The following is a 26303-nucleotide window of genomic DNA, read 5'->3' as shown; positions in this document are numbered from 1 at the left end:
ATCACAAATCATCCAAAAGCGCGGCGAGTTCAGCATCCATTTCCTCGTCGCCGTCATCGTCATCCTCGTCGTCGTCATCCCCGAACGACGCCAGAAGATCATCGAGCCCCCCGTCATCGGCGTCGAAGTCCAATTCCCCCAGGTCCAGGTCGTCCTCGCCGTCTCCTCCGAGATCCAGATCGTCCAGGTTCAGATCGTCCAGGCCTGAATCGTCCCCGTCATCACCGCCCAGATCCAGATCGTCTTCATCCCCGCCGCCCGCAGGGGACGCCGGTTTCGGCAGGCCGCGCGGATCCGGCGGCGAGGGCTCTGGCGCCGGCAACCCGGTCCAGGGCCCCAGGATCTCGCTGCCTTTCAAGGAATTGAAAGAGGTCAGCCGCACCTCATCCCGCCCCTTGACCGCGCTCACCGCCATAAAGCCGCGCTCTTGCGCCAGCGCGATCTTGCCGAGGTCGACATTGCGCTCCGTGCAGGGCAGCGCCACCTGGTCGCCGAACCTGTCGTTCACGTAATGATAGGGCATCCCCCCCAAAGACATAATCCTGCCCAGCTGCAGCGACGGGCCGTTCTCCTTGAACGACCGCGCCAGAAGGATCGCCACCAGCACCACCGGATTGGCCCAGAGCATGCCTTTCAGGCCTTCCGTTTCGGTGAACTCCTCGAAATCAAATTCGTAACAGGGCTCGGTTTTCTCGCCATAGGGACGGCGCAGCAGGAACCGCGGGCTGACCAGTCCCAGATACCCGGCCTCCGCCATGCCCTGCAGCGTGTCCCAGGCCTCCGCCACCACCTTGGGCCGCTCCGCCTTGGGCGTCTTTAGAAACTCGGGTGAGATCGACCCAAAGAACGGTGCATCCACATGCGCCGCCACCCGCGCGATGCGGCCCAGCAGTTCCGCATGCGGCGGGGTTTCCTCGAACTGATACATGCCGATCAGCGCCGAATAACCGCCGCGGCCGTTCTCCTCGTCCAGCGGCTCCTCGGTCAGCAGGCGCACAAAGCCGGTCTTCGACAGATCCTCTTCGGCGGCCAGATCCGCCGCCAGCTCCTCTGCCGAGATGTCATAGAGCATCACATCCAGCGTATCGTCCGCCTCGATCGAACGCGCCATCAGATCCAGCGAGCGCCACTGCGCCTCCACCGACTGGAACTCCGGATGATGCAGCACCAGCCGCATCGCATCCGACAGCGCCTCATCCACCGCCTTCTGCATCGCCGCCACGTCCGGATCCGGCAGCGCCCGGATATGCGGACCCACAACCCGCGCCAGCAGCTCCTCCACCGGTGTCGCCGGGCGCGGTGTGATACCGGTGTCCTTGATCAGCTGCTGAAAGGCGCTGAGCCGCTTGTCCGCAGGCACCGCATTACCGGCCGAGGTCCGCTTGGGCGCCCGCGCCCGGGTGCCGTATTTCTCTGCCCAGGCCCTCAGCGTCTTGGCCGCGTGATCCGCCGTCGCGCCGCTCTGCAGCTGCTTGCGCAGACCCGCCAGCTCCGTGAACAGTTCGACGTTCTCGTAAAGCTCATCCGGATGCAGCCCGTCCAGATCCTCCAGCTTCACGGCAATCCCGGCGCCCTCCTTGCCGATCGGCAGCACCAGCTCGGTGGCAAAGCGCTCGATCACATCCTCAACCGTATCCGGGTCCAGCAGGATCGCCTTGCGCGCCGCCAGCGCGTCTCCGGTCTCCAGTTGCCCCTTGGCCGCTCTCCCTGAGAAATCCCCCAGCACTGCCAGCCGGAACCGCTTGCGCTCCAGTTTCTGCGGTTCGGGCCGGTCCGCGCTCATAGTGCCATAGGCGAACTCCGGTTCTTCCGAAGCTTCCACCGCAGCCGCAGCCTCCGCTGCGCCGCCGCCGTCATCCAGATCCCCCAGCAGCGCATCCAGATCGTCGCCGCCGGCGTCCTCCGCCGCCTCATCATCACCGCCCAGATCCCCCAGCAGGTCGTCGAGATCCATGTCGCCATCATCGCCCATCAGGCTGTCCAGATCGGCGTCCGCATCCCCCAGGCCATCCAGCAGCGCGTCCAAGTCTTCCTCGCCGCTTTCCGCGTCAGCCGCGTCCTCAGCTTCGGCCTCCTCTCCGAGCCCGGCCAGCAAATCGTCGAGATCGCCATCATCCTCCTCACCGCCGCCCAGATCGCCCAAAAGATCGTCCAGGCTGAGGTCTTCAGCCTCCCCGGCATCCTCCGCGTCGAGTTCCCCAAGCAGCGAGTCCAGGTCATCATCGCCGGCCGCTTCAGGTCCGGTTTCTTCCCCGCTATCCAGATCGCCAAGCAGATCATCCAAACCGCTGTCCGCTAACTCCTCCGAAGCCTCATCTCCGGGCTCCTCCAGATCGCCCAGCAAGTCATCTAGATTTTCCAAGCCGCCGGCGTCTTCTGTGTCCTCATCGTTTGGCGGCAGCGCAGCGGAACTATCGGCCTCAGCTGCGTCAGCTTCGGCATCTTCGCCGGCTTCCAGATCACCAAGCAAATCATCCAGACCGCTGTCCCCGGCGCCCGCTTCCTCCTCCGCGCCGCTCAGAAGCGCATCCAGATCATCATCATCCGAGGCGTCCGCCTCCTCGGTCAGATCGCCGAGCAAGCTGTCGAGGTCATCCTCCCCGGCGGTGGCCTCAGCCTCGTCTCCGCTGTCGAGCAAGGCGTCCAGATCCAAATCCAGTCCGCCGCCCTCCGCGTCGTCCAGGCTTTCCTCTTCCGCGGTCAGAACCTCGGGCACATCGGCGTCATCCTCCGCCGCCGCCTCTTCGACGCTGTCACCGCCAAGGTCGCCGAGGTCGCCAAGCAGATCATCCAGCCCGCTGTCATCAGCGTCTTCCTCCGCAGGCGCGTCCAGCGTGTCCAGCGCGGCACTCAGGTCATCGCTATCATCCGCTTCCTCGGGCGCATCCAGCCCGTCGAGGATCGAGCCCAGGACGCTGTCCTCTTCCTCAGTTTCCTCCGTCAGGCCATCGGTAAGCCCGGCCAGCACATCGCCGGAAGTCTCCCCGGCATCCGCCGCCTCCGGTGCTTCAAGGCCCTCCAGAACCGCGTTCAGATCCTCGTCCGTACCCTCTGCCTCATTCAGACCGCCCTCCAGCAGTCCTTCCAGAACGTCATCGGACCCGTCATCGTCCGCTTCCTCCACGTCAACAGAGACAAGGCTCTCCAGCGCGTCTTCGGCCTCGCTTCCGGCGTCTTCTTCTGCAGGCGTATCTTCCAGCAGACCGCCAAGCACATCGTCCAGGCCGTCGTCTTCCTCAGCCTCCGAAAGCTCTGCATCCGCCAGGCTGTCCAGCGCTGCAGCGGCCTTCGCGCCCTCCTCGTCTGCCTCTGGCTCAACATCCGCGAGGTTACTCAGAACGCCGGAGATATCCTCGTCATCCTCCACAGCTTCCGCCACAGGCTCAAGACTGCCCAAAGCCGCCTCCGCAGCATCATCCGCTTCGGCCTCTTCAGGCTCCAGATCTGCCAGCCCTTCCAAAATGTCCGCGTGATCTTCAGCTTCCGGCGCCTCAATCTCAGCCGCGGCCAGGCTTTCCAGCGCCGTCCCGGCAGCGTCTTCGTCTTCTTCCTGAACGTCGATTGAGGCCAGCTCATACAGAACCGAAGACGCCTCCTCAGTGTCTTCAGCCTCCGGCACTTCGGCCGCCGCGAGGCTCTCCAGGGCCGCGCCCGCAGCGTCGTCTTCCACGGTCTCTACGGGCGCCTGCTCCGCAAGCCCGCCAAGAACGCCGCTGTGATCCTCCTCTGCCTGCTCCTCGACCTCCACAGCCGCCAGGCTCTCCAGCGCAGCCTCCGCGGCGGTATCCTCCGGCTCTTCCACTCCGATATCCGCAAGGGCATCCAGCACGCCGGAAGGATCCTCCGCTTCCGCCTCGGCCACCTCAAGCGCAGCAAGGCTCTCAAGCGCGGCAGAGGCAGTGTCTTCCGTCTCCTCCAGAATATCCGCCTGGGCCAGACCTTCCAGAACAGACCCCGTCTGATCGTCTTCCTCAGCGTCCGGGACCTCCGCCGCCGCCAGCGACGCAAGCACCTCTCCGGCCGCGTCGCCCTGGTCGTCCTCCTGCAGCGCAGCAGCACTCAGGCCAGCCAGCACATCTGCCGAACCGTCCCCGATCTCCGATTCATCAGGCTCCACAGCCCGCAGTTCGTCAAGAACGCTGCCAGAGGCATCCTCAGCTTCGGTCTCTTCCGGCGCTTCAGCCGCAAGCCCCGCCAGCACATCTGCCGATGCGTCTTCCGTTTCAGCCTCCTCCGGCGCGTCAGAGCGCAATCCCTCCAACACCCCAGCCGAAGCATCCTCTGCCGCCTGATCCTCCGGCGCCGCCTGCCGCAGCGCATCTAGAACCCCGCCGGAGGGCTCTTCAGGCTCTGCCTTCTCCGGTGCCTGTGCGGCAAGGCCTGCCAGCACGTCGCCGCTGGTGTCCGCCTCTTCCTCCGGCAGCCCAAGTTTGCGCAGGCTGTCCAAAGCCGCAGCGCTGTCTGTGTCCGCCACTGGCGCCGACACCGCCTGCAGCAGCGACGGATCGTTCAGGATCGTCTCGATCAGCATCTCGGCGCCGGTCTTGCCGTCCATATAGGCCATCAGATTCTGCAGCTGGGTGCGGGCCTCCAGCAAGGGCCGCAGCGCATCCACCTTGGCGGCAATCGCACCGGGCGAGAAATCCGCCATGCTCTCAAACGTCAGATCGACCGCCAGGTTGCCCTCGCCGGTCAGCGTGTTGGGCACAGTGAAGGCGGCGCGCGGCGCCAGCCCCTTCATCCGCTCATCGAAATTGTCGACGTCGATTTCCAGGAACTTGCGGTCTGCCACCGCGGGCTGCTCCACCTTGGATTTCCCGGCCAGGTCGCTCATCACGCCCATCACAAAGGGCAGCTGCACCTTCTTCTCGGCGCCATAGAGCTCCACGTCATATTCTATCTGGACCCTTGGCGCCCGGTTGCGGGCAATGAATTTTTGCGAGCTGTCAGCCATTGCCCTGCCCTTTCAGCTCCGCGATTTCCGTCCGCAGCGCCTTGATCTCCTCATGCAGCTCCCGCACATGCGCGTCGACCACATCGGTTTCGGACCTCACCAGATCCCGCAGCTTTTCGAATTCTGCCTCGGCTTCCGCCTCCACCGCCGACTGCATGGTGTTGACCAGAAGACCGATGAACAGGTTCAGCACCGAAAAGGCGGTGATCACGATGAAGGGCACAAAGAACGACCAGGCAAAGGGGAATTCCTCCATCACCGGGCGCACAATCCCCATCGACCAGCTTTCCAGTGTCATGATCTGGAACAGCGAATACAGCGACCGGCCCAGGGTGCCGAACCATTCGTCAAATGCAGCGCCGTACATCATCGTCGCCATCACGCCGAAGACGTAGAACACGATGGAGATCATCACAATCACCGCGCCCATGCCGGGCAGCGCATCCAGCAGCGCCTGCACAACCGCACGCATCTGCGGAATGACCGACAGCAGGCGCAGGGCGCGCACCACCCGCAGACCGCGCAAGGCCGACAGGCCCTGGCTGTCCGGCAGCAGCCCGAAAGAGACCACAACCAGGTCGAAGATATTCCAGGCTGAGGAGAAAAACCGCAGCCCGTAGGCAAACAGCTTAAGCGCCAGCTCCAGCACAAAGATGGCCAGGACCGTGGTGTCGATCACATCCAGCAGCCCCCCGGCATGCGCCCGCACCGCGGCAGAGGTGCCAAGGCCCAGCGTAATGGCGTTGAAGATGATGATGCCAAGAATGGTATTCGTCACCCAGGGGCGCTCGACGAATTCGCGGGCGCGGTCCCGAAGCGTCATTCCGGTGCTGGCCTGGGTTTCCACTGGTCTTCTCCCTGTCTGCGGCCCGGCCGGCTTTGGGCCGGGCCATTGCTTTGCCGGTCCCGATCAGGCGACCGCCTTGCTGACGTTGTCCACCAAGGTCTTCACGGTTTTGATTGCCCCCATCAGTGTGGTTGCTTCCGAAGCAATCGACATCTTGTCCAGTTCCTTGAGTTTCTGGATCGTGGTCTGGTCGTCGATCTTCATGCCGTTGCCCTCCATCAGGGCCTGCATTTCCTCCAGAAAGGCCTCGCGGTCCTTCAGCTTGGCAGCCAGTTCACTGGCGGCGCGTTTCAGCGTCATGCATTCGGCGCCCAGCTTCACCCCCTCTTTCAGGGTCTTCGACGCGCGCACCTTCTTCATCAGCTTGTCCGCCGAAACGCCCAGGCTGTCGGTCTTGTTGCGCGTCTTGGTGGTATGCTCGCGGTAGGCTTTGCGGGCCTTCTCAGCGTCATTCACCTTGGCCGAGATCCCTTTGACCGTGGCATCCAGCAGGTTCTTGGCGATGGACTTGGCATCCTTGCCCTTGGTCACCTCATCCCCCATCGCCAGCGCCTTGGCGGTCAGCTTCTTGATCGCCTCAATCGGCTTCTTCACCGAAATGCCGGAGGTGTCGGTGATCCCCTGCCGCTCCGCCGCCTGCATCAGAACGGTGCCGCGCAGGGTGATATAGGCCTGGATCCCGGTATACAGGTCCTTGCGCAGCTTGGCCTCGTTCTTGAGCTGCTGATTAATCTCCATCCCCAGCTTCACAACCTCGACCACGATCGTTTTGTAAGAGGTCACATCCGCGCCGGAGGTCGCCACCAGCTTGGCCACGGAGCCTGCGATCTTGATCGTGCCCAGCCCCACCTTGAGCGTGGTCTTGACGCGCGCCTCCTTCAGCAGCTTGTCGCCCTGGGCTTCTTTCTTAAGCCGCGCTTCGATGGCTTTCTGGGCGGCACCTTCCGCCGAATCCATCGCGTTCTTGATCGAGGCGTTGGTCGCCTGGATCATCTTTTCCGCTTCTTTCTGCGCCGCCGCCCCGGGCGTCTCCATCAGCTTGCCGACCTTGGCGTCCAGCTTCACCGCCTCTTCGGTGATCACCTTCTCATAGCGCTCCAGCTCGGCCATGCCGGCTTCTTCCAGGCGCTTCAGTTTGGTCGACGGCGCCGGATCCGGCTTTTTCAGCGTGCCCTTGGTGGTGACTTCAAGCTCCACATCAACCCGGTATTTCGGGATCTCGATGTAATTCAGCTTGGGTTTGGACCGCACCAGATCGACGACATAAAACTTGTGCTTAACGGTTGTTGTCTTGGCCATCAGGTCTCTCCCTTGTGACTCTTTAATTTAAATACGGGTGCCGGCTGCCCGGCACCGCGTCACTCGAATGAATATGAAAACTCACCGCCGGTGACGCCGATCTCGACCTTCTTGACCTCCGTGCCCGCCATCAGGCGGCGCAGGAACTCGTTGGAGATATCCGGCAGCATCGAATTGGTAACGATGGCGTCGATCATCCGGCCGCCGGACTCCAGCTCCTGGCAGCGCTCGACAATCTTGTCGACCACAGCGTCCGAATAGGTCACCGGCACCGAATGCGCCTCCTCGACCCGCTTCTGGATGCGGCCCAGCTGCAGCTTGGTGATCTCCGCGATCATGCCGGGCGAAAGCGGGTAATAGGGGATCGTCACCAGACGCCCCAGCAGCGCCGGCGGGAACACCTTCAACAGCGGGTCGCGCAGGGCTTTCGCCATCCCCTCCGGCTCCGGCATCAGGTCGGGATCGGAGCACAGGTCCATGATCGTCTCGGTGCCCACATTCGACGTGAGCAGGATCAGCGTGTTCTTGAAGTCGATGATGCGGCCTTCGCCGTCTTCCATCACGCCCTTGTCGAACACCTGGAAAAAGATCTCATGCACATCCGGATGCGCCTTCTCAACTTCATCCAGCAGCACCACGGAATAGGGTTTGCGCCGCACCGCCTCGGTCAGCACCCCGCCCTCGCCATAGCCGACATAGCCCGGAGGCGCCCCTTTCAGCGAGCTGACGGTATGGGCCTCCTGATATTCGGACATGTTGATGGTGATGACGTTCTGTTCGCCGCCATAGAGCACCTCGGCCAGCGCCAGCGCGGTCTCGGTCTTGCCGACGCCGGAGGTGCCGGCCAGCAGGAATACCCCGATCGGCTTGTTCGGATTGTCGAGGCCTGCGCGGCTGGTCTGGATGCGCTTGGCGATCATTTTCATCGCGTGGTCCTGGCCGATCACCCGTTTCGCCAGATGCTCCTCCAGGTTCAGAATGGTTTCGATCTCATCCTTGACCATGCGGCCCACCGGAATGCCGGTCCAGTCGCCCACCACCGACGCCACCGCCTGGTGGTCCACAATCGGCAGGATCAGCGCGCTGTCGCCCTGCAGCGCCTCCAGCTCAGCGTTCTTGTCCTTCAGCTGCTGCATCAGCTTGGCGCGTTCATCCTCCGTCAGCGGGCTGCCGGCGGCGCCCTCCGCCGCGTCGTCCCCGGCATCCCCGGCAGCATCCACGGGCGCGGCCCCCTCCCGGAGCTTGGCGCGCAGGTCCAGAATGCCTTCGACCACCGCCTTTTCCTTGTCCCAGCGCTCGGTCAGCCCGGCCAGCCGTTCCTCCTCGGCGGCCTTGGCGGCCTCCACCGCCTCGCGCCGGTCGGCGACCTCATAGCCTGCGGTCTCGTCGCGGCCGATGATCTCCAGCTCGGTGGTCAGCGCCTCGATCCGGCGCTGGCTGTCATCGACCTCAGCCGGAACCGCGTGCTGGCTCACCGCCACGCGGGCGCAGGCGGTGTCCAAAAGGCTCACCGATTTGTCGGGCAGCTGCCGCGCCGGGATATAGCGGGCCGAGAGGCTGACGGCGGCCTCGATCCCCTCATCCAATACCTGCACCCGGTGGTGCTGCTCCAGCATTGAGGCGATGCCGCGCATCATCAGCACCGCCTTTGGGATATCCGGCTCATCGACCTTGACCACCTGGAAGCGGCGGGTCAGCGCCGGGTCTTTCTCGATGTATTTCTTGTACTCGGCCCAGGTGGTGGCGCCGATGGTGCGCAGGGTGCCGCGCGCCAGCGCCGGTTTCAGCAGGTTGGCCGCGTCGCCGGTGCCGGCCGCGCCCCCTGCCCCCACCAGCGTGTGGGTTTCATCGACAAACATCACAATCGGCACCGGGCTCGCCTGCACCTCGTCAATCACCTGGCGCAGGCGGTTCTCAAACTCGCCCTTCATGCTGGCCCCGGCCTGCAGCAGCCCCACGTCCAGCACCAGCAGCCGCACATCATGCAGGGCCGGCGGCACATCACCGCGCGCGATCCGCAGGGCAAAGCCTTCGACCACTGCGGTTTTGCCGACACCCGCCTCGCCGGTCAGGATCGGGTTGTTCTGCCGCCGACGCATCAGGATATCGACGATCTGGCGGATTTCCTCGTCCCGGCCCACGATCGGGTCGATCTCGCCGTTGCGGGCCTGCTCGGTCAGGTCGGTGCAGAACTGCTCCAGCGCCTCGCCCTTGCCCATCGCGCCCGGCGCCATCGAACCGGACGCCTCGCCCGGCTCCGCGCCGCCGCCGGTCACGTTGGAGCCGTCCTGCGCCCCCAGCGTTTCCTCGGGCGAGCCATCGGTGGCGTCATGGAAATTATCCGCCAGATCATCAGCGCCGATCTTCGCCAGCTCCGGCGACATGGCCGACAGGATGTTGCGCAGCGCCGGCGTCTTCAGCATCCCCAACAGCAGATGGCCGCTGCGCACCTGGCCCGAGGAATACAACAGCGAGCCCCAGACCCAGCCGCGCTCCATCGCATCCATCAGATGATCGGAGAGGTCGGAGATGGTCGAGGCCCCGCGCGGCAGCATGTCCAGCGCGCGGGTGAGTTCGGTGGCGATCTTGCCCGCATCCAGATCGTAATGCTGGATGATCCGGTGCAGGTCGCTGTCCTGCTGCGCCAGCAGCTGATGCATCCAATGCACCAGCTCGACATAGGGATTGCCCCGCATCTTGCAGAACACGGTTGCGCTTTCAACGGCCTGGTACCCCAGCTTGTTCAGCTTGCCAAACAGCGCCACGCGGCTGATCTCGGTCATCTCAAATCCCTCCCTCTACTCGCTCTTCAGCCCCGGCGCCAAATCCCGGGTACAGGTACAAATCATTCACGTCCGGCTGGTCCGCATCCGGATCGGGGCGCGAGCGGATCCAGCTGGTGTGCCCCAGCCGGGTGGTACCGCCCAAGCTTGCCCGCGGAACCTCATCGCCCGCGAGCACCAGGTTCACATCCCAGTCCAGCACATCGCCGGCATATGAGCGCACAATGGCGCGCAGCCGCTTCAATGCCTCCCCGCCTGGCAGCAGCCGCTCGTAATCTTTCAGCGTCAGCGGCCCGATGCGGATGCGGAACTTGGCGGTGCGGCTCCACACCTTGTTGCCGATGCTGGTGCTGTGCCCCAGCCCGCCATAACCCAAGCCCCAGCGGTCGTCCGGCTCCAGCTCCAGCCAGCTGCCGACAAATTCCTCCAAGGAGACCGGCACCTCGAAAAACGCCGCCAGGATCGACACCAGCCCTTCCGGGTTTTTCGCGCCGCGGGCCAGGTGGCCGGCAAAATGCAGCTTGGCCAGGTCCGGCATTTCGTCCCGGCCGGCGAACTTGAAGCCGTTATAGCCGATCAGCGACGCCACCTTGCGCGCCATCGGGTCATCGGCCCGGTCAAAACTGACCGCGGGCGAGCCCTGCGTCCAGGCGCGGTACAGCAGGCTCATCAGCCGGTGCGTCAGCATGTCGGCAAAGGCCACCATCGTCGGGTCGCGGTGGTTGCGTTTGCGGTCTCGGGCGTATTCCGTCAGGTGCAGCGGCAAGGGGCCTTGCGGCCCGAACAGGCCGAAAAAGCGGTTGGTCAGCACCGCGGGCTTGTCCCCTTCGGCAGGTTTGAAAGCGGCAATGGTCGAGGGCGGAAACGCCAGTTCCGCCTCCTGCCCCAGCCGCAGCTTGTCCTCGCGCGGGCGGCGGCTTTCGCCAAGGCGGGGGGCGTCGCCGAAATGCGCCTCCAATACCCTCAGGGCCTGAAAAACGTGGTGTTTCTCAGGCTCCATGGCCAGCTGGCCGTAGTGGCTCAGATCATCCGGCCAAGGCCCTTTTCCGGTCGCCATCTGGCAATTTCCCCGCGTTTTTCGGTTTTCAGGACGGTCTCCGTGAACGAATTGATGCTGGCATAGCCGCGGAAGAACCGCTCCAGCACGGCCCCCAGCGCATAGATGTTGCTGCCCTCGAAAAAGCTCTCGTCAAAGCCCAGCGTGATCTCCAGTCCGCGCACTGCGGTCGACAGAATCTCATCGCTCATCCGCCGCACGATGGGCCGCGCGCCGACCGACAGGATGCCCTCCAGCTGCTTTTCGGTCACCCGGTCGCCCAAAGGCGCATAAAGCCCCACCAGCTCGCGCAGCGCCTCCGCCGACTGGCCCTTGCCGGTTTCGGCAATCGACACGTAATTCAGGCTGAGGTGGGAAATCAGCCGCCAGGCGGTATCCCCCTGCGCCAGCGTCGGATGCGGGCGGGTCGGCGACACCGGCAGCGTCACCTTCTTAACCGGCCCGCCTTCGGGCAGGTGGAAGACATCGTCATTGCCGGTGGCCAGCAGCATCGGCAGGTCGCGGTTGGTGCACAGCGCAGTGACCGCCAGCTGCTCCAGCCCGGGCGAATAGGGCACCTGCGACCGGTCCACCAGCGTCAGAAACACCTCCGACCCCAGATAAGAGCTGCGCACTCCGCGCAAACGCTCCTTTTCCGAACGCTGCCGCATCCGCCGCTTGACCGTGTAATAGGCCGGGTGGCTTTCGCCCGCAGCGGTGAAATCATTGGCGGAATAGAACGGGCGGAACACCACATCGTCCTCCCCCTCGCCGCTGATCCCGACCACGCTTTGCAGGGCGTAAACCTCAAAATCCAGACCGGCGGTGCGGTTCGGGATCACGTGGTGCTCCGTATCTATCGGCGCAATCCGCACCCGGTCGCAGCGTTTTTCGAACAGGTTCACCGCGGGCACCGCGTTCAGCTGGAACACTTCCGGGACCACAATCGGGGCAACTTCGGACATGCCCTCGCGCAGCAGGATATAAAGATCCACCTCATTGCCGGCGGATTTCTCCAGCCCTGCCCGCAGCCCCTGCAGCTCAACAAAGCGGAACCGCTCCGGCATCGCGAAATATTCCTGCAGCAGGCGGTAGCCGTCATAGACCCGGCGCGGCAGCGGCAGCAGCGCCTCCTCCGGGCTGAACCCCTTCTGCACAACCTTGGCGCCGCGCAGCGGCAGCTGCCAGTCCGCCCGCCGGTCGGTGGAGCGCGCCACGATGCCCTGCACCTGGGTGCACAAAAGCTCCAGCAGCGGCCAGCTGTTGCCCGCCGCGCCGGACAGGTACAGCGACAGCTTGTCCATCTCCAGCTTGCTGATCGGGTCGCCGTCGATCCGCTTGATGCGCAGCCGGATGCCCGCCCGCGCGTCATAGCCGGTGGCCACGCCCGCCGCGACCAGCTCGCCACGCCCGTCGATATACTGCGCCTCGGTGATCCCGATCGGCCACATGGTCAGATCGGCAGCAGTGCGGAACTCGCAGGGCGTCTGCTCGCCTTCGGTCAGCCGCGACCGCAAAGTGGAGCCGCGCGGCAGCACATAGCCGCTTTTCACCGCAGAGTTCGCCGCATCCGGCTCAAACGCCGCGATCATCATCGACGGAGTCGGCGCCAGGTAATGCGGATAGATGATCTCCAACAGGTTCGAGGTGAAATTCGGATACTGCAGCTCCAGCTCCAGCTGCACCCGCGCGGTCAGAAAGGCGGCGCCCTCCAGCAGCCGCTCCACGTAAGGGTCAAGAACCTCAACCCCTTCCATCCCCAGCCGCGCGGCGATCTTGGGATAGGCGGCGGCAAATTCCGCGCCCATGTCGCGCAGATAATTCAGCTCGTTTTCGTAATGGGTCAGCAGCCGTGTATCCATCACATGGCCCTTTCCATCTCGACTTCGCCGGTGGTCAGATCGACCTTGCTGCGCAAGTACAGCTCCAGCGGCATCGGCTGCGCCCACATGTCGGCGCGGATCTCCAGCCCCACGGTCATTTCGGTGGCGTCGGTGCCCTCCTGCAGCCGCACATCGACCGACCCGTCGATGATCCGCGGCTCATACGCGGCAATCGCCTGCTTGATCGACCGCCGGATCGCCTCCGCCTTCTCAGAGGTCGAGGCCTCACCCGCCACTTCCACCAGCCCGTAGTTCAGCACCGACGCCGACACCGACGGGTATTTCTCCGCATCGAAATGGCTTTCGACATTCTGGGTGTTCAACAGCCAGGACAGATCGCGCTGAATGATTTCCCGCAGCCGCACCAGGTCGATCACCCGGCTCTCGCGGGTTTCCTTCAGATCGCCAGGTGCATTGTCGGTCAGCCGGTCCAGCAGCGACGGCTGCAGGCGCTCGGCCAGTGTCTTGTCAGCCATTTTCTACGCCGTGCCCATCCATCCGGAGTGTGCGCACATCCATGATGGCAATATCCTCTTCCCCGATTGTCAGCAGCCGCTGGCCCAGACCGGTATAGGTTTCCGCGCCGGCATCCTCCCACACGGTGGCGCGCGCCAGCATCGACAGCCCATCGGCCTTCTCGCTGCCCGGGTAGCGGGTCGGGATCATCGCCGCCACAGCGCCGCCGCCTGCCAGCGTCAGCGTGCCGGCGGTCCAGACAGCGTCGCGCAGGTCGCTTGGCTCCTCCGCCTCGAACGAGACGATCTGCGCAAACGGCAGCCAGTAGTATTTGCCGTTAACAATTGTCTCCAGCACCGGGCCCAGCCGCATGTCGGCATCCGCGATCCATTCGAACCGCTTGCCGTTGATCTCGCCCGGGCTGGCAGGTGCGGCCTCAAACGCCTTGGCGCGCAGCTCTGCGGCTTCCTTGGGATTGCCCTGCGCCAGCAGTTTCTGCGCCTCGATCAGATGCGCCAGCCATTCCTCCGGCTCGCCCAGGATCAGCGGCGACTTCTCTCCCGCAAACACCTTCTCGCGGTAGACCTCGCAGATGATTGCCTCGCGGTAGGCCTGCGCCATCACCGTGGCGCCTTCATCCAGCCCCGCCGCCGCCTTCAGCTGGGCAATTGCCCGGTTCCAGTCGCCCAGCACGCACAGCAGCTGAAACAGGAACACCCGCAGTTTCGGATTGCTGGCGTCCGCCCTGATCTTGGCCTGCAGCGCCTCCAGCGCCGCCCTGGGATCACCGGCTTTCAGATGCTCTTCGGGTGTCATGGGGCTCTACTCCGCAACTAGGACTGGATGCTGGAAATACGTCAGAAAAAACGGACCCCGGGCGCAAACACGCCCGGGGCCAGCCAAAGGAGTTACTCGACCTTGCCGGTCTGCACATTCCACTTGAAGGTGCCCTCGGTGGTGAGTTTACCGGTTTTCTGGTTGGTCGACTTGTACTCATGCTCCAGCGAGGCATAGGCCAGCGACCAGGTTTCTTCCGGAATGCCGTCTTCGCTGGCGGAGATGGAATAGCTGTCCACCACCACATCCTTGAACTTCCAGATCGAATAGACCAGCAGGCCCTGGCTGGCGCTGTCACCCGAACGGCACCAGTGCATGGTGATTTCCGGGCGCACGGTGCCATTGGCAACCGACAGCGCCAGATCGTTGGACGCCTTGCCCATCTGCGACGTCAGCTCGACTTTGCCGAAGTTGGAATTTGCGTGCATCCGCTGGGTCGAGCCCAGGTCGGTCATTTCAACAGCGCGTTCAACATTCCAGCTCGCGGACTGGACGACGATCCATTTCTTGTGCTGTTCCTCGGTCGCGTCGCCTTCGATGTCCGAGATGTGTACGAACATATTTGCAGCCATTTTTCTATCCTTTCAAAAACTAAGAACTCTACTGCAGTATGATGGGTTTGAGGCTGGGGAGTGGGAAATCAGCCTCCTTTTTCCGAGGGCAGTTTCGATACCAGCCGCAGCGAGACGGAAAGCCCCTCAAGCTGGTAATGCGGGCGCAGGAAAAATTTCGAGGAGTAATACCCCGGATTGCCCTCGACCTCTTCCACAACCACTTCGGCTGCGGCCAAAGGCTTGCGCGCCTTCTCGTTCTCCGAGGAGATATCCGCGTTGAAGTCAACATAGTTGTTGATCCAGTCCTGCAGCCAGGACTCCATGTCCTGACGGCTTTTGAACGAGCCGACCTTGTCCCGCACCATGCACTTCAGATAGTGCGCGAACCGGCATGTGGCGAACAGATACGGCAGCCGCGCGCCCAGATTGGCGTTGGCGGTGGCGTCCGGATCGTCATATTCGGCCGGCTTGTGCAGCGATTGCGCCCCCATGAAGGTGGCGACATCGGTGTTCTTGCGGTGGATCAGCGGCATCATGCCGTTCTTCGCCAGCTCCGCCTCGCGCCGGTCGTCGATGGCAATCTCGGTCGGGCATTTCTGATCGACGCCGCCATCGGTGGTCGGGAAGGTATGGCTGGGCAGGTTCTCCAGCGTGCCGCCGCTTTCCACCCCGCGGATGCGCGAGCACCAGCCGTACATCTTGAACGAACGGGTGATGTTCACCGCCATGCCATAGGCCGCGTTGACCCAGCCGTATTTCTCGCTTCCGGCTCCCGCGGTGTCTTCCTCAAAGGCAAATTCCTCAACCGGGTCGGTCTTGGAGCCATAGGGCAGACGGCCCAGGAAACGCGGCATCGCAAGACCCACGTATTTCGCGTCTTCGCTGTCCCGCAGGGACCGCCACGCGGCATATTCCGGGGTCTGGAAGATCTTGGTCAGATCGCGCGGGTTCGACAGTTCCGCCCAGCTGTCCATCTGGAACAGCGTCGGCTTGGCGCCGGTGATCAGCGGCGCATGCGCGGCGGCGGCGATCTTGGACATCTCGCCCAGCAGCTCGATATCCGGCGGCGAATGGTCGAAGTGGTAGTCGGCCACCAAGGAGCCATAGGGTTCGCCGCCCAGCTGGCTGAATTCTTCTGTATAGATCTTCTTGAAGATCGGCGACTGGTCCCATGCCGTGCCCTTGAACTTCTTCAGGGTCTTCGACATCTCCTTTTTGGTGATCGGCATCACCCGGATCTTCAGCTGTTCGTCCGTTTCGGTGTTGTTGACCAGGTAATGCAGCCCGCGCCAGGCGCTTTCCAGCTGCTGGAATTCCTCGTTGTGCAGGATCATGTTCACCTGCTCGGTCAGCTTCTTGTCGATCTCCGACACGATGCTCTCGATCGAGCGCAGCGCGTCATCGGAAATCAGCGCAGAGTTTGCCAGCGCCTGTTCAGCCAGGGTCTTGACCGCGCTTTCGACGGCGGTTTTGGCCTGGTCCGACTTGGGGCGGAATTCCTTCTGCAGCAGGTTGGCGAATTCGGCAGAGCCAAAGGCGGCTTCACCGGCAGCGGCTTCCGCCTGGAGTTCTTCTTCAGCCATCTTTGTCCTCCCCTTTTATTCTTCGCTCTCGGCGTCACCGCCGGGTTTCGGCTGCGCGGCCAGGGTTTTCAGCAGGCTCGGATCCTGAATGATCTTGGAGATCAAATCCTCGGCGCCGGTCTTGCCGTCCATGTATGTCATCAGGTTCGAAAGCTGGGTGCGCGCTTCCAGCAACTCGCGCAGCGGCTCCACCTTGGCGGCGATCGCGGCGGGCTTGAAATCGTCCATGCTCTCGAACGTGATATCGACCGCCAGGTTGCCCTCGCCGGTCAGCGTGTTGGGCACGGTGAAGGCGGCGCGCGGCGCCATCGACTTCATCCGGTCATCGAAGTTGTCGACGTCGATTTCCAGGAACTTGCGGTCGGCAACCGCGGGCTGCTCCACTTCGGATTTGCCCACCAGGTCGCTCATCACCCCCATCACAAAGGGCAGCTGCACCTTCTTCTCGGCGCCATACAGCTCCACGTCGTATTCGATCTGGACCCTTGGGGCCCGGTTGCGTGCAATGAATTTCTGTGAACTTCCGGCCATCTAGGTCTCCTTACTCGTCTTGCTGTCACAGGCTCCGCGGCCGGACCGGCCGCAGCATGCCCCGTGTCCGTCAGTCGTCGTCGTCTTCGATGCCGCCAATGAGGTTGACGTTGTCCACCCCCTGCGGCGCCATGTCGTTCATGATGGTGAGGAAGTCGGCCCCCACCAGCCGCTTGGCCCGCTCCAGCAGGATCGGCAGCGGGCTGGAGGGTTCCGCCCGCCGGTAATAGCCGATGATCCGGTCCAGCGCGTTGGAGACATCCGCGGGCGAGTTGATCGCCCCCGGCGCCGCCGGCGCTGCGCGCCCGCCTGCAGCAGCCGGGGCAGCCGCCGTTCCGGCCTCCTCCGCCGCGCCGCCGCCGACCGCGTCTTCTTCTTCGGCGCCGCCGTCCGCGGCACCCACATTGCCATAGGCGCGGATGCGCTTGGCGATCTGCTGCAGCAGCTTGATCAGCGCGCTCAGGTCCGGCCCCTGCCCCGGTGTCTGCTCGTCAAACACCGCGGAAATTGCCCGGACATTTTCCTCCGCCGTCTCAATGGCCGACAGCCGTTCTGCCAGGACCTCTTCGCCGCTGTCCTGAAAGGCGGCGCCGATGGTGGCTGTGTCCGGGATATGCTCCATGTCCGCGGGCGCCATCATCACGCCCTCGGCAATCTCGATATCCCGCAGCGAAAACCGCCCGAAGCCGCGGCTTTCGGTCAGCGGCGCCCGGCGCAAGGACCGGTACAAGGGCGACGGCCCCGCCATCCCGTCCGGCTGGCCGCACAGGTCCTGCACCGCGTTGATCCGCATTGTCGGATCACCGTCATCCTCATCCAGTTCGGGATGGCAGGTTTTCCAGAAGTCCTCCAGGCAGCCGCGGATATAGGCAGTAACCCCGGCAAACCCGGTCAGCCCCTCGGAATGCAGCAGCGCATCGCCCAGGAACACCGCCGCGCGCAGATCATGGCTGCGCTCCAGCACCTCCAGCGCTTTCTTCTGAACTTCGCGGTAATCCGGATCCGTGGCCTCGATCGTCTCATTGCCCACCACGGATTCTTCCCCGGGCTGCGCAGCCAGCTCCATCTCGGTGAAGGCCGGATCGTATTCGAGGTTCTCGCCGCTGGGAGCATCGTCCCCTTTGGACTGCAGCAATACTGCCGGATCCATCTAATCGCCCCCCCCGCTGTTCTTCCGGTTTTGCGGCCTAATTAACGTAACGTCAAGCAGCCCCCCGCCCTTTTCAGAACTGGCGGTTAAGGATGTCCTAATCTCAAACTAAAACTTGACCCTAAGTGAGCCTTATCGGCATCTTAAAGTCAAATGTTTTGATACCTTTTTGCGGCGGGTGAATGATGAGTATTGAGCGCATTTCCGGCAAGGAAGTCAAAGCGATGGTTCGCGAGGGCGCCAAGAAGCGGATGAGCTTTGCGTTCTGCCTGGACCAAAGCAAAGACCCGCTTCTGATGATCCAGCCGGGCAAAAAACCGGAGACCCTGAAGAACCCGATGAAGAAGGAAGGCGGCGGGCCGCCGATGGCCTGGGGCACCTATGTGGTGCGCTCCGGCGCAATGGAAATGATCTGCGAAACCGCCCCGCAGCGCATGGTCACCGAGCTCAAGAAATTCCTCAAGCGCAACAAGCCCAAGGTCAACGTGCTGTTCTACGACGACGGCGGCAACCTGCTGGACAGCCTCAAACCGGAAAAACCCGAAGGCCAGGTGACAGAGGAGACCGCCGCCGGCATTTCCGCTCCCGGCATCGACAAGAAGGCCGTCGCGCCGCTGAAACGCCGGCTCAAGCGCATTCAGCCGCGCATCGGCCTCGCCCCCGGCCCGCTGGAGCTGAAGCTCAAGCGCGCCCTGGCGAAATCCGTCAGCCTGATCAATCAGGGCCGCCTGCAGGAGGCGGAGACGATGATCCTGGTGATCGAACGCGCTGTCGCCCGCATCGGCAAGGACCGCGAGGATGAGGGCAAGGCGATGAAACGCGGCCAGCGCGAGATGGATCAGCGCAGCCTGGGCGCGCAGGTCAAGCGCGCCCAGTCGCTGCAGGCCAATGTCGCCCGCGCCCCCGGCAAGGTCCGCGGCCGCCTGGCCCGCGCCCTGCATGTTGCCGCCCGCCACCTGAAACGCCGCGACCTCGACTCCGCCCGCGATGCCATGGACCGCATCGAAAAGGCGCTGACAGCCCTGGTCTGACCCCGAACAACAGCCCGGCCCGCAGCGGTTGCGGGCTGGGCATCCCACCGGACCCCGGAGACAGTGATGCCCCTGACCCGCCTGCTGACTGCCCTCGCCCTGATCTGCCTGCCGCTCGCCGCCACGGCGGAACCCGGCGCCTTGCAGGTCGAGCTGAACAAGACCGAAGAGATCGAGAGCGGCGGCTGCCGCGCCTTTTTCCTGTTCCGCAACCAGACCGGCAAAAGCTTCGAAGGCTTCGAGATGTCGCTCGCCATTCTCGACGGCAACGGGGTGATCGACCGCCTCCTGTCAATCGACGCCGCGCCGCTGCCGGTCCAGCGCACCACCCTGAAACTGTTCGAGATCCCGGAAATCGCCTGCAGCAACATCTCCGAAATCCTGCTGCATGACATCACCTCCTGCCAGCCCCAGAACGAGGCGCAGATGGACTGCTTCCCGATCCTGGAGCTCGGCTCCCGCGCTGCCGCGCCGCTGGTGAAGTAAGCCATGAGCGGCACCTGGGAAATGCTCGGCACCGGCGGCCCGGTGATTGCGCTTCTGGCGCTGATGTCTCTGCTGTCGGTCACCGTGATCGCGGTGAAACTGATCCAGCTCTGGCCGGTGCGCTCCGGCGCGGCGTCCCGCGAGCAGGCATTGGATCTGTGGAAGGACGGCGACCGCACACGCGCTCAGCTAAGCATCGAGACCGACAAATCCCCCGCCGGCCGGGTAATGGGTTACGCCATGCAGGCCCTGCAGGAAGGCCTGCGCGGCCCGCTGCTGCAGGACGAGCTGCAGCGCCGCGGCAATGAGGAGGTCAGCCGGATGAACTCCCTGATCCGGCTTTTGGAGTTGATCGCCATGGTCGCCCCGCTGCTGGGCCTGCTCGGCACCGTGCTGGGCATGATTCAGTCCTTTCAAGAGCTGGAACTGGCACAGGGTGCGGCCAATGCCTCGGTCCTGGCCGGCGGCATCTGGCAGGCGCTGCTGACCACCGCCGCGGGCCTGATGGTCGCCATCCCTGCCGCCGTCGCCGCCGGTCTGTTTGCAGCCCGCATCGACGCCGCCGCCCAAGCCATCGAAAGCGCCGCCGGCCGCCTGCTGCTGATCGACGGGTCGCGCTGAACAATGCGCAGCCTTAGCATCATAAACCCCCAGGTCCGCCTGCCGGCTGTTTCACGCTCAGCCAGGCTATTGCACCCCGCCCCCATGGGGCGGCGCGATTGCGGCCCCCCGCGGGTCTCTGCGCCCCTTCGCGCTCCGTTGGCTCTGGATGGCGCCGCAGGATCGCCATGACCCTCAACCGCCCCATACGCCCCCGCGGCCTGATCTCGCTGGTGCCGATGATCGACGTTATGCTGATACTCCTGGTGTTCTTCATGGTGACCTCCACCTACCTGAACCTCGACATGATCCCGGCGGTGGAACCCTACGAAGGGGCAGCGGGACGCCCCCAATCCCCGGCAGGCACACTGATGATCCGCCTCGGCGCCGACGGCGTGCCGGTGCTGCGCGGCACCGCCCTGGATCAGGACACCCTCCGTGCCACTCTCGCTTCTGCCATTGTTGAGGAACCGCTCACCCAAGTGGTGATCCTGCCCTCCGGCGCCGCCCAAACCCAAGCACTGATCGCCGTGATGGACAGCGCCGCGCTGGCCGGCGTCACCCGCCTGCGCGTTCTGCGGCTGGAGGCGGCGCAATGAAGCTCAACCGCCCGGCCCGCAACCCGCACACGGAAACCATCATCGCCCTGATCGACGTGGTGTTTTTCCTGCTGGTCTTCTTCATGCTGATCGGCCGGATGGACGCCACCGCCCCGTTCGACGTTCGCCCGGCCACCGCCGTCACCGGCCGCGACATGCCCGCAGGCGGCATCACCCTGGCCGTCTCCGCCCAAGGCGCCCTTGCACTCGACGGCGAGGAACTCTCCCGCGAGGCCCTCTCCTCTGCCCTCTCTGCCCGGCTGACAGAGGATCCGGAGCTGCGCCTGCGCATCAACGCCCACCGCGCGGCTGAACTGCGCAACGTGCTGCCGCTGGTCGCCGAGGGCGAGGCGCTGGGGTTCAGGGACGTGGTGCTGGTGGTCACCCCGGAAACAGACGGGTGATGCGCGCCCCGGCCATATGGGCGCTGGGGCTCGCAGCCTCCGCCCTGGTCCACGCCGGAGGCGCCGCCGCGCTGCTGATCTCGCTCACCCCCGATCCGCTGCCGCAGCAGCCCGCGCCGGAAAGCAGCCTCCACCTGCAAGCCCACCGCATCCCCCGGTCCGAGGCCGTTCCGCAGGCACCGCAAGGCGAGCAAGCCCCTGAAACCCAAGCACAAAGCCAGGGCCTCGCCGCAGGCAGCATCCCGCAATCGAAGGCGCAGCCAAAGGCCCCCGCAGCAGACCGCCTCACCTCCGCCACCCCGCCGGCAGCCAGCCTTGCCCCAGCTGTCGCCCAGGCCCCTGCCGCCGCCCCAGCCAACGCCCCGTCAAGCAAACTCGCCAGCGCCTCCGCACCTGCCGCCCGCCTGCCCGGCGTCCGTCCGGCTACTTTACCGGCCCAGGCGGCCGAGCCGCAATCAGCCCCAGCTGCCCCGGCCCAAGCCGCCTCGCAGCAGGCAGCCCCCGCAGCCGCCGCGGTGCAACCGGCCACTGCCGCCACCGCCGCGCCCGTCCTGCTGGCCGCCGCGCAGAAGCCTTCATTGGCGCTGGCAAACACAGACGCTCCGCTGACCGCCGCCGCAACGGCCCAGCCAAACACGGCAGCCCTGCCGCAGACCCCTCCCGTCAGCCAGCCCGGTGCCGAGGCGCAGCCTGTTTCCGCACCGCTGCCGGACACCATTCCGCCCGCCCGGCAAACGCCATCCGTCCTCCCGGACGCCCCCCGCATCAAGGCCGCGCTGGCGTTCCAGGGCGGATCGGGCGACATCGACCCGGTCTCCCTCGCCGCGTTTCAGGCCTTCATGCAGCCCGGCGATGCGGTGGCCGAAGGCGATCCCTTGCGCGATGGCGTCTCCGGCATCCTCGCCGCCGTCCCCTGCTCCCGCCTGCAGGCCGCCTTTGTCCCGGAAACCGCCACGCTGGAGATCCGCGGCCACCTGCCCGAGGACGGGCTGCGCAGCCCGGTCCTTGCGGCGCTGCAAGCCCAGATGGGCGCCGACATCACCGTCTCCGACCAGATGCGCCTGCTGCCCCGCCCGCAATGCGGCGCGCTGGCCGGGATTTCCAGCGTCGGCCTGCCGCAAAGCACGGATCAGATCACCAATCCGCTGCTGGTCGGTGACGACGCCCACGCCCGCGTTCTCGACTATTCCGGCGGCGAGCGGCTGTTCTTCGACCTCACTGCGCCGGACTACCCCGCTTACGTTTATGTTGATTACTTTGACGCTGGCGGCGCGGTGCTGCACCTCAGCCCGAACGAGCTGGTGCCGCTGACAGAGGCCGCCCCCGAAAGCGCCCTGCGCGTTGGCGCTAAAGAGGCCGGAGACCCGGGCCTGCAAATCTCCGTCGGCCCGCCCTACGGCCAGGAAATCGCCGTCGCCTTCGCCGCCTCGCACCCGTTGTACGAAGGCACCCGCCCGCTCAGCGAGCCCGCAGCGCCATATCTTGATTTCCTGCGCACCCAGGTGGCAGCGGCCCGCACGGAACACCCTGATTTCAAGGGCGAATGGGTCTATTTCCTGATAACCACCCACGCGCCGTAACACCCAGTCCGCACCAGGAGTGCTCCCGCGCCCGCAGGCCCGCGGCTGGTGCCGCCGGACCTTGGCGGCCTTGGGCCCGGCGCTGCGCTGACGCGCAGCGCCCTCGCCCGCCCATTTCCGGGTCAGGGGCCGCGCCAGCAGCCACGCGGCACGCGCGGCTCACCCTAAAGGCGGATGGGGACAGCCTGCACTTGGGCAGGCGCTAATGGGCAAACCTGCCCTCAAGCGCTTCTTAGCAATGAAGCCTCAGAACTCGTTCAACGCATCTTTTGCGGTTTCGAAGGCGCAACCCGCGCTGTGCGCAGCACAGCGCCACGCCCAACTGGGACCGTGCATTTCCTGAAATGCACCGGAGCAGGCGGGAGCCCTCCCCTGCACTTTTGCAGCCGGCCCGCAAAACTACTGGCAGCCGCCCGCGGCCCAGCTCTTCAACGCCTGTTTCAGCGCGCCGCCAAAGGGGTGCTGCTTTCCCAGCGAGCGCTGCATGTTGAGGCTCAGGTAGGTGTTTCCCTGCGTGCACAGCCGCTCCCGCGTCCATTGGTGGCAGCTGCTGCAGGACTGGTCCTTCCAATAGCTTTCCGGCAGGCCTTCCACCGGCGGAAACGATGGCGACCGGGTCACCGCCTCGGCCAGAGTCAGGCCTGAAATTGCCGCCGCTTCGGTGTCCAGCGGGCTGGCATAGGTGATTGGCCCGCTTTCCGCCAGCGCCACCGCAGCCGGCGCGGGTTCGGCGGCAGCCGCCGGAGCCTCCGCGCCCGCCTGCGGGTCCTGGCCTGCGCCGGCGGCCAGAGCCGCAACCTCAGCGGCGGCCATCTCGGCAAACCGGCCCTCAGGGTACGCCATCAGATAGGCCTCATAGGCGGCCTTGCTGCCGTCGCCTTGTGCGGCCTGGAACATGGCCGTCTCGGGATCCGCCGCTGCGGCCGCAGGTGCAGGCGCAGGCTCCGCCGGAGCAACCGCAACCGCGGCCCCCGTGCCGCCGTGCAGCTCTTCCTCCATCAGGCTGGCCAGCAGCGCACGCGCCTCGCCGGCGTATTTGCCGTCGCCATAGCCGCGCAGGAACAGCATAATCTGCATTGCATCGCGCGACGCCTTGACCGAGCGCCAGATCTGCGCCTCCTCGATCTCCGCCGCGCTCATCACCGCCTCCGGCTCCGCCGCGGCAAAGGTGAAGTCACTCACCAGCGAGGACGTGTCCCAGGGCGTCTGGCTGCCGCCGCTCTGCTCCAGCACCGCCCGGCGCACCTGTTTGAAGACTTGCTCCACCGGCGCCCCCGGCACCACGATCTCGCGCGCCAGCGCCTCGGTGAACGGGCTGTTCTCGCCCTCCCCGTCCAGCGCCACATCGCCCGGCGCGGTGGCATAGGCCAGGAAGGTTCCGGTCGGCGCCTTCATCTCCGCCAGGCCGCTTTCGTTCAGATCGGCAACCGCCTTGAACGGGTTGTTGCGGCAGGCATCCAGGATCACGATGTTGGTGCGGTTGCGGGCCGACGCCATCTGCCGCAGAACCGACTGCGCCTCCACCGCCATCAGGTCGAGATCGGCAGCATCCGCCAGCGCCACATCGACCGGCAGCAGGTAGTTGCTGCCAAAGCTCTGCACCCCGTGGCCGGCATAGTAGAACAGGCCGGTCGCGTCCTCCCCTGCCCCGCGCAGCTTGCGCCCGAACCGGCCGATGGCGCGCTTCATCTCGATCTGCCGCGCATCCACCGCCAGGGTGACGTCAAAGCCCAGCCGCTCCAGCGTCTGCGCCATCAGCCGGGCATCGCGCCCCGGGTTGTCCAGCGGCTGCACCGACCCATAGGCCGAATTGCCGATCACCAGCGCCAGCCGCTCCTCCGCCCAGGCAGCCCTGGCGAGGCCCAGCACCGCGGCGGCCAGCACAGCCAGCCGGATCCACATCCCGAAAATTCGCACGCTCCTGCTCCACTTCTTTGCCCCCGGCGACCGCGGCCGGGGCAGCTTCCCAATTATTAAGGGTATTTGGTTACCAAACTATCGCGTCCCTTGCGCCCGGCAGCAACCCTGCTGTTAGACTGGAAGGGTACCGTCCGTCCCCGCCCGCGGGCCGGGAAATCATGTCCGTCAACTCGAATGGATCGCGCATGCTCCGCTTAACCATCTCTATCTTAACAGTTTTATTTCTTTTTCTCCGCCCGGCTCTGGCCGCTGGCCCGTTTGAGCACGGCTGGCAGCTGAACGCCGGATCCTCCGCTATCCGGTTTATATCGATTAAAAAGGGCAGCATTGCGGAATCGAGCCGCTTTGCCGCCTTCTCCGGCAGCATTTCTGAACAGGGCGATGCCAAAATCCACATCGCGCTGGATTCCGTCGATACCTCCATCGACCTGCGCAACGTGCGGATGCGGTTCCTGTTCTTTGAGACCTTCACCTATCCCGAGGCCACCATCACCGCCCGCATCGACCCGGATCAGATCGCCGACCTCGCTGCAGTGCAGCGTAAGCAGGTCGAGCTGCCGGTCACCCTGTCGCTGCACGGGGTCGAGGCCCAGCTGACCGCGCCGGTAGCGGTAACACTGCTGGGCAAAGACCGGGTCGCCGTGGCCACCGTGCAGCCGATTATCCTCAAGCTGGAGGATTTCGCGCTGAACCCCGGCCGCGAAAAGCTGGAGGAAGCCGCAGGTGTCACCATCACCCCTGTCGGCCTGGTGAGCCTGGATCTTCTGTTTGACCGCACTGCCCCCGGCAGCGCCGCTGTCCCCGCGGGGACAGTGACCGCTGGCGCCGCCGCCGCGCTGGAGGCCAGCGGCGATTTCAGCCGGGAGGCCTGCACCGGCCGTTTCGAAATCCTGTCGCGCAGCCGCAGCGTCAACTTCGCCCCCTCCACCGCCCGGCTGGATGCCAATTCCCGCGGCTTTCTTGACAGCCTGTCGGACATCATCCGCCGCTGCCCCGGCATGATCGTCGAGGTCGGCGGCCATACCGACAGCCAGGGCAAGGCGGCCTGGAACATGGCACTAAGCGAAAAGCGTGCGGCGGCGGTCAACAGCTATCTGCGCGAAACGGGCATCCCGGCAGAGCGCCTGGTGTCCGTCGGCTATGGCGAGACCACGCCGCTGGTGCCGAACAACACGGTGCAGAACCGGGCCAAAAACCGGCGGATCGAGTTCAAGGTTCTGAACTGACCGGCGCGCAATCCCCGGACCACCGCGCGCTGTCCCCGCGGGGACAGCAGCTGAAAACACATCCGGACCCGGCCATCGCGCCGGGTCTTTTCCTGCGGATCGCTCCCCTCCGGCAGGTGATGTTGTCTCCTGTCCCCGCGGGGACAGGCTGATGTTTTTCACACTCTTTGACGGTTAAAGGCTGGTGTTCCCGCGGAGGCACGCAGGCCTGCCGGGAATGTGCGGAGGTAAAACTGCCTTCCATGCCGGGGCACTGCCAAACCTGGGGCCGGCGGTTCCGCCCGCTGTCAGCGGAAACCACTCTCTGTCCCCGCGGGGACAGGCTGATGAAACCACAGACGGCGCGTACCGGCACCGCGGCCCGGGAGCACGTCTCCCGATGCGGAGGGGGTTAGCGGCAAGGACACTGGGCACAGCGTCGATCCACTTTGGTCTGCCGTGTTGTCCCCGCGGGGACAGGTGTTTCAACCAGCTCGCCAAGGTGGAAGACACGCCGCAGTGCTGGGACCGGCGCCCGGCCTTTGGGTATTTGATTGTACCCATC

20 protein-coding genes and 1 pseudogene are annotated in these 26303 nt (G+C 64.9%); 7 read left to right on the top strand and 14 right to left on the bottom strand.

The window, feature by feature from the left end:
• Window position 1: 1 nt before the first annotated feature.
• From ACTRWG_RS09455 to tssA, 13 genes and pseudogenes are all read right to left on the bottom strand, one after another.
• The gene (locus ACTRWG_RS09455; RefSeq protein ID WP_462829256.1) at window positions 2-3619 is read right to left on the bottom strand and encodes a type VI secretion system contractile sheath domain-containing protein; all 3618 of its coding nucleotides are present in this window, start codon (window positions 3617-3619) and stop codon (window positions 2-4) included.
• Window positions 3620-4456: 837 nt separating this feature from the next.
• Window positions 4457-4954 (bottom strand): annotated as a pseudogene (tssB, locus tag ACTRWG_RS09450) (type VI secretion system contractile sheath small subunit); the annotation flags it as partial.
• Complete coding sequence (locus tag ACTRWG_RS09445; RefSeq protein WP_259959432.1) at window positions 4947-5777, bottom strand: ion transporter; 831 nt, start codon at window positions 5775-5777, stop codon at window positions 4947-4949. The pseudogene tssB (ACTRWG_RS09450) and the gene ACTRWG_RS09445, both read right to left, overlap by 8 nt.
• An 87-nt stretch (window positions 5778-5864) precedes the next feature.
• Entirely contained in the window at window positions 5865-7100 is a 1236-nt protein-coding gene (locus tag ACTRWG_RS09440) for a hypothetical protein (RefSeq protein WP_027233785.1), read from the bottom strand.
• Between the two features lie 59 nt (window positions 7101-7159).
• Window positions 7160-9883, bottom strand: a complete 2724-nt coding sequence (gene tssH, locus ACTRWG_RS09435; protein WP_027233786.1) for a type VI secretion system ATPase TssH — start codon at window positions 9881-9883, stop codon at window positions 7160-7162.
• Window position 9884: 1 nt separating this feature from the next.
• Window positions 9885-10940: a type VI secretion system baseplate subunit TssG gene (tssG, locus tag ACTRWG_RS09430; protein ID WP_027233787.1), complete on the bottom strand. Its 1056-nt coding sequence runs from the start codon at window positions 10938-10940 to the stop codon at window positions 9885-9887.
• The gene (gene tssF, locus ACTRWG_RS09425; protein ID WP_027233788.1) at window positions 10904-12781 is read right to left on the bottom strand and encodes a type VI secretion system baseplate subunit TssF; all 1878 of its coding nucleotides are present in this window, start codon (window positions 12779-12781) and stop codon (window positions 10904-10906) included. The genes tssG and tssF overlap by 37 nt, the downstream gene beginning before the upstream one ends.
• Window positions 12781-13278 (bottom strand): type VI secretion system baseplate subunit TssE, encoded by a 498-nt coding sequence (gene tssE / locus ACTRWG_RS09420; RefSeq protein ID WP_027233789.1) that lies wholly within the window; start codon window positions 13276-13278, stop codon window positions 12781-12783. The genes tssF and tssE overlap by 1 nt, the downstream gene beginning before the upstream one ends.
• Window positions 13271-14074: a type VI secretion system accessory protein TagJ gene (locus ACTRWG_RS09415; protein ID WP_027233790.1), complete on the bottom strand. Its 804-nt coding sequence runs from the start codon at window positions 14072-14074 to the stop codon at window positions 13271-13273. Before ACTRWG_RS09415 ends, tssE begins: the two co-directional genes overlap by 8 nt.
• Window positions 14075-14166: 92 nt before the next feature.
• Window positions 14167-14667: an Hcp family type VI secretion system effector gene (locus ACTRWG_RS09410; protein WP_027233791.1), complete on the bottom strand. Its 501-nt coding sequence runs from the start codon at window positions 14665-14667 to the stop codon at window positions 14167-14169.
• 68 nt (window positions 14668-14735) lie between these two features.
• Window positions 14736-16232, bottom strand: coding sequence for a type VI secretion system contractile sheath large subunit (gene tssC / locus ACTRWG_RS09405; protein ID WP_027233792.1), 1497 nt, complete (start codon window positions 16230-16232; stop codon window positions 14736-14738).
• A gap of 15 nt (window positions 16233-16247) precedes the next feature.
• A complete protein-coding gene (gene tssB, locus ACTRWG_RS09400) occupies window positions 16248-16763 on the bottom strand; it encodes a type VI secretion system contractile sheath small subunit (protein ID WP_027233793.1) in 516 nt (171 codons plus the stop codon).
• A 70-nt stretch (window positions 16764-16833) separates the two neighbouring features.
• Window positions 16834-17913 (bottom strand): type VI secretion system protein TssA, encoded by a 1080-nt coding sequence (gene tssA / locus ACTRWG_RS09395; protein ID WP_462829247.1) that lies wholly within the window; start codon window positions 17911-17913, stop codon window positions 16834-16836.
• A gap of 185 nt (window positions 17914-18098) precedes the next feature.
• Here tssA and ACTRWG_RS09390 point away from each other — a divergent pair, with 185 nt between their 5' ends.
• From ACTRWG_RS09390 to ACTRWG_RS09365, 6 genes are all read left to right on the top strand, one after another.
• Window positions 18099-18944, top strand: a complete 846-nt coding sequence (locus tag ACTRWG_RS09390) for a hypothetical protein (RefSeq protein ID WP_462829246.1) — start codon at window positions 18099-18101, stop codon at window positions 18942-18944.
• 66 nt (window positions 18945-19010) lie between these two features.
• Window positions 19011-19430: a hypothetical protein gene (locus ACTRWG_RS09385; RefSeq protein WP_462829245.1), complete on the top strand. Its 420-nt coding sequence runs from the start codon at window positions 19011-19013 to the stop codon at window positions 19428-19430.
• A 3-nt stretch (window positions 19431-19433) separates the two neighbouring features.
• Window positions 19434-20051 carry a MotA/TolQ/ExbB proton channel family protein gene (locus tag ACTRWG_RS09380; protein WP_027233797.1) on the top strand — a complete coding sequence of 206 codons (618 nt, stop codon included), beginning with the start codon at window positions 19434-19436 and terminating at the stop codon, window positions 20049-20051.
• Window positions 20052-20218: 167 nt separating this feature from the next.
• Window positions 20219-20629: an ExbD/TolR family protein gene (locus ACTRWG_RS09375; RefSeq protein WP_462829244.1), complete on the top strand. Its 411-nt coding sequence runs from the start codon at window positions 20219-20221 to the stop codon at window positions 20627-20629.
• A complete protein-coding gene (locus ACTRWG_RS09370; protein ID WP_462829243.1) occupies window positions 20626-21033 on the top strand; it encodes an ExbD/TolR family protein in 408 nt (135 codons plus the stop codon). The genes ACTRWG_RS09375 and ACTRWG_RS09370 overlap by 4 nt, the downstream gene beginning before the upstream one ends.
• Window positions 21030-22613, top strand: a complete 1584-nt coding sequence (locus ACTRWG_RS09365; RefSeq protein WP_462829242.1) for a hypothetical protein — start codon at window positions 21030-21032, stop codon at window positions 22611-22613. The genes ACTRWG_RS09370 and ACTRWG_RS09365 overlap by 4 nt, the downstream gene beginning before the upstream one ends.
• Window positions 22614-23012: 399 nt before the next feature.
• Here ACTRWG_RS09365 and ACTRWG_RS09360 read toward each other — a convergent pair whose 3' ends face one another.
• A complete protein-coding gene (locus ACTRWG_RS09360; RefSeq protein WP_462829255.1) occupies window positions 23013-24515 on the bottom strand; it encodes a caspase family protein in 1503 nt (500 codons plus the stop codon).
• Window positions 24516-24718: 203 nt separating this feature from the next.
• Between ACTRWG_RS09360 and ACTRWG_RS09355 the strand changes: the two genes are divergently transcribed.
• A complete protein-coding gene (locus ACTRWG_RS09355) occupies window positions 24719-25759 on the top strand; it encodes an OmpA family protein (RefSeq protein WP_027233802.1) in 1041 nt (346 codons plus the stop codon).
• Window positions 25760-26303: the final 544 nt, after the last annotated feature.

Source organism: Leisingera sp. G5_S3_59_S7 (genome assembly GCF_054968485.1).
Note: the sequence above shows the minus strand (reverse complement) of the source record. Positions and strands in the feature narration are given on the sequence as shown.

Excerpts from the sequence above, each read along its gene's own strand:
- ACTRWG_RS09355 (WP_027233802.1), top strand. The coding sequence starts at position 24,719 with ATGCTCCGCTTAACCATCTCTATCTTAACAGTTTTATTTCTTTTTCTC.
- tssA (WP_462829247.1), bottom strand. The coding sequence starts at position 17,913 with ATGGATCCGGCAGTATTGCTGCAGTCCAAAGGGGACGATGCTCCCAGC.
- ACTRWG_RS09440 (WP_027233785.1), bottom strand. The coding sequence starts at position 7,100 with ATGGCCAAGACAACAACCGTTAAGCACAAGTTTTATGTCGTCGATCTG.
- tssG (WP_027233787.1), bottom strand. The coding sequence starts at position 10,940 with ATGGCGACCGGAAAAGGGCCTTGGCCGGATGATCTGAGCCACTACGGC.
- ACTRWG_RS09445 (WP_259959432.1), bottom strand. The coding sequence starts at position 5,777 with ATGACGCTTCGGGACCGCGCCCGCGAATTCGTCGAGCGCCCCTGGGTG.
- ACTRWG_RS09360 (WP_462829255.1), bottom strand. The coding sequence starts at position 24,515 with ATGTGGATCCGGCTGGCTGTGCTGGCCGCCGCGGTGCTGGGCCTCGCC.
- tssB (WP_027233793.1), bottom strand. The coding sequence starts at position 16,763 with ATGGCCGGAAGTTCACAGAAATTCATTGCACGCAACCGGGCCCCAAGG.
- ACTRWG_RS09385 (WP_462829245.1), top strand. The coding sequence starts at position 19,011 with ATGCCCCTGACCCGCCTGCTGACTGCCCTCGCCCTGATCTGCCTGCCG.
- ACTRWG_RS09380 (WP_027233797.1), top strand. The coding sequence starts at position 19,434 with ATGAGCGGCACCTGGGAAATGCTCGGCACCGGCGGCCCGGTGATTGCG.
- tssF (WP_027233788.1), bottom strand. The coding sequence starts at position 12,781 with ATGGATACACGGCTGCTGACCCATTACGAAAACGAGCTGAATTATCTG.
- tssE (WP_027233789.1), bottom strand. The coding sequence starts at position 13,278 with ATGGCTGACAAGACACTGGCCGAGCGCCTGCAGCCGTCGCTGCTGGAC.
- ACTRWG_RS09390 (WP_462829246.1), top strand. The coding sequence starts at position 18,099 with ATGAGTATTGAGCGCATTTCCGGCAAGGAAGTCAAAGCGATGGTTCGC.
- ACTRWG_RS09370 (WP_462829243.1), top strand. The coding sequence starts at position 20,626 with ATGAAGCTCAACCGCCCGGCCCGCAACCCGCACACGGAAACCATCATC.
- ACTRWG_RS09375 (WP_462829244.1), top strand. The coding sequence starts at position 20,219 with ATGACCCTCAACCGCCCCATACGCCCCCGCGGCCTGATCTCGCTGGTG.
- tssH (WP_027233786.1), bottom strand. The coding sequence starts at position 9,883 with ATGACCGAGATCAGCCGCGTGGCGCTGTTTGGCAAGCTGAACAAGCTG.
- tssC (WP_027233792.1), bottom strand. The coding sequence starts at position 16,232 with ATGGCTGAAGAAGAACTCCAGGCGGAAGCCGCTGCCGGTGAAGCCGCC.
- ACTRWG_RS09415 (WP_027233790.1), bottom strand. The coding sequence starts at position 14,074 with ATGACACCCGAAGAGCATCTGAAAGCCGGTGATCCCAGGGCGGCGCTG.
- ACTRWG_RS09410 (WP_027233791.1), bottom strand. The coding sequence starts at position 14,667 with ATGGCTGCAAATATGTTCGTACACATCTCGGACATCGAAGGCGACGCG.